Genomic DNA, 2,309 nt, shown 5'->3' with positions numbered 1-2,309 from the left:
GGGGCTGAAGATCCGGCTGTCGGGCGCGACCGCCCATGCCTCGATGCCCGAAGACGGCAGGGCCCCGACGGGGGCGCTGCCCCGCTTGATCGACGGGCTGCGCGCCATGGGCCCGGGCGGCGCGCTGGGGCCCGGTTTCCGCCTGACGACGATCACCCATCTGCGCATGGGCGAGCCCGCTTTCGGCATCGCCCCCGGCGAGGCCGAGCTGTGGGTGACATTGCGCGGTCTGGGCGACGAGGATCTGGAAACCCTTCTGGAGCAGGCGAAGACCCTTGCGCGGGACGAGGCCGCGGCGGCCGGTCTGGGCGTGGATTTCGAGATCCATGACCATTTCGGCGCCTGCCGCAACGATCCCGACGCCACCGCGGTGCTGGCCCGCGCGCTGGATGCGAACGGCATCGCGCACGAACCCGGCGACCTGCCGATGCGCGCGTCCGAGGATTTCGGCCGGTTCGGTGCGGTGTCGAAATCCGCGATGCTGCTACTGGGCGCGGGGCGCGACCATCCCGCCTTGCATACGCAGACCTACGATTTCCCCGATACCCTGATCGCGCAGGGCGTCGCGATCTTTCACAGCGCGATCCGCGAATTGCTGAGCTGAGCCCGATCCGACCCGCCCGCTTCAGGCTTCCGGTGCCAGCACCAGCGCCCGCCCCTCGCAGATCAGCGTCCCATCCGGCAGGTGACAGGTGGTGGCCAGATCGACGAGCCGCTTCTCGGGGCGGATGCGCGTGACCTCGACCCGGGCGGAAAGCCATGTATCGAGCGGCGCCTGCGCGTGGAAATGCAGGCTTTGCTTGAGGTAATTCGTCCCCGACCCAGGCAGCTCGACGCCCAGCAGGTAGGAAAACAGGGCGCCGATCAGCGGCTCGGGCACGCTGTCACCCGGTTGGGTGGCCCCCTCGCCATCCGTCAGCGCGGCGAAAGCCGCCAGATCCGCGCGCGTGAACAGGCGCCGGGTTTCGGCGTGATCGCCCGGTTTCATTCCAGCACCGCCCGGCCCTGCAGGCAGACCGCCCCATCCGCCTTGCGCGCCGCCCTGACGCTGATCGCGCCGCGCTCGTCCGAGATCTCGAGCACCAGCGCCTCGCCCGCATAGGCGGGGTTGGGAAACATCATCTCCTGCACCCGGTGACGCGCGCCGGGCCGCGCGCGGGCCAGCATGTGCCAGATCCGGGCATAGATCAGCATCCCGTGGCTGACCGGAAGCGCGAAGGGCGTGTCCCGGCAAAAGTCCGGATCGACATGGATCGGGTTCGTATCGCCCGAGACCCGGGCGAAGGCGTCGAACTGCGCCTGCGTCGGTGTCCATTCTTCGCGCATCACGCCAGCAGCTTTCGCAATTCCGTCTTGCGGATCTTGCCGGCGGCGGTGCGCGGGAAATCGTCCACCGCGTGGAAAGCGCGGGGCAGTTTGTAGCCCGCAATCCGCTGGCGCAGCCAGTCCGACAGATCCTGTGGCCCCGGCAGAGACCCGTTCCGCGCGATGAGAAACGCCACGCCGGTCTCGCCCCATTGGGTATCGGGAACACCGATCACCGCCGCGTCCAGAATGTCGGGATGGGTGATGAGCACCTTTTCGACCTCGGCGGGATACACGTTCTCGCCGCCCGAGATGTACATGTCCTTGATACGGTCGACGATGCGGTAAAATCCCTCGGAATCGCGCGTGGCGACGTCCCCGGATCTGAGCCAGCCATCGGCGGTGAAGGCCGCGCGCGTGGCCTCGGGATTATCCAGGTAGCCGGGCGTCACCGTCGGCCCGCGAAGCTGGATCTCGCCGGTGCCGGGCTCACCGTCGGGGACGCCATCGAGCCGTGCCTCGGTCATGAATTGCGGCTTGCCGACCGATCCGATCTTTCGCAGCACGGCATCGCGGTCCAGAAGAAATCCCGTGGGCCCCGTTTCGGTCATGCCGAAGCCGTTGCAGATCAGCGCCCCGCGCTCGGCGAAATGGTGGATCGTCGCTTCGGGCAGCGCCGCGCCGCCGCAGGCCCAGCCTCGGAGCGATCCCAGATCCACAGCCGACAGGTCCATCGCCATCAGCGCCTGGTAGATCGCCGGCACGCCGAAAAACTGCGTCACCGCCCCTTGTCCGATCAACGCGACCAGATCGGGCGCGTCGAATTTGCGCAACACGGTCGTGCAGCCGCCCCACAGGAAAAGCGGCATGGTAAACAGGTTGATCCCGCCGGTATGGAAAAGCGGCAGGTAATTGAGCGTCCGATCCTCTGACGTCAGGCGCATGCATTGCGCGATGTTCATCGCATTCGCCACCACCATGCGGGCGGTCTGGATCACGGCCTT

4 protein-coding genes are annotated in these 2,309 nt (G+C 67.6%); 1 reads left to right on the top strand and 3 read right to left on the bottom strand.

All coding sequences use genetic code 11. From position 1 onward, the window contains the following. A partial coding sequence (locus ACEQXV_RS13865) for a M20/M25/M40 family metallo-hydrolase (protein ID WP_370269698.1) occupies positions 1-604 on the top strand: 604 nt, incomplete at its 5' end. A gap of 21 nt (positions 605-625) precedes the next feature. On the opposite strand, the gene ACEQXV_RS13860 is transcribed toward ACEQXV_RS13865, so the two are convergent. From ACEQXV_RS13860 to ACEQXV_RS13850, 3 genes are all read right to left on the bottom strand, one after another. Beyond that, positions 626-988 (bottom strand): phosphate acetyltransferase, encoded by a 363-nt coding sequence (locus ACEQXV_RS13860; protein WP_370269696.1) that lies wholly within the window; start codon positions 986-988, stop codon positions 626-628. Continuing rightward, on the bottom strand, positions 985-1,326 hold the full coding sequence (locus ACEQXV_RS13855) for a MaoC family dehydratase (RefSeq protein ID WP_370269695.1): 342 nt from the start codon (positions 1,324-1,326) through the stop codon (positions 985-987). The genes ACEQXV_RS13860 and ACEQXV_RS13855 overlap by 4 nt, the downstream gene beginning before the upstream one ends. Continuing rightward, the coding region (locus ACEQXV_RS13850) for a class I adenylate-forming enzyme family protein (protein ID WP_370269694.1) at positions 1,326-2,309 on the bottom strand (984 nt) is incomplete at its 5' end. The genes ACEQXV_RS13855 and ACEQXV_RS13850, both read right to left, overlap by 1 nt.

It is taken from the genome of Nioella sp. (genome assembly GCF_964229645.1).
Taxonomy (GTDB): Bacteria; Pseudomonadota; Alphaproteobacteria; order Rhodobacterales; family Rhodobacteraceae; genus Nioella.
Note: the sequence above shows the minus strand (reverse complement) of the source record. Positions and strands in the feature narration are given on the sequence as shown.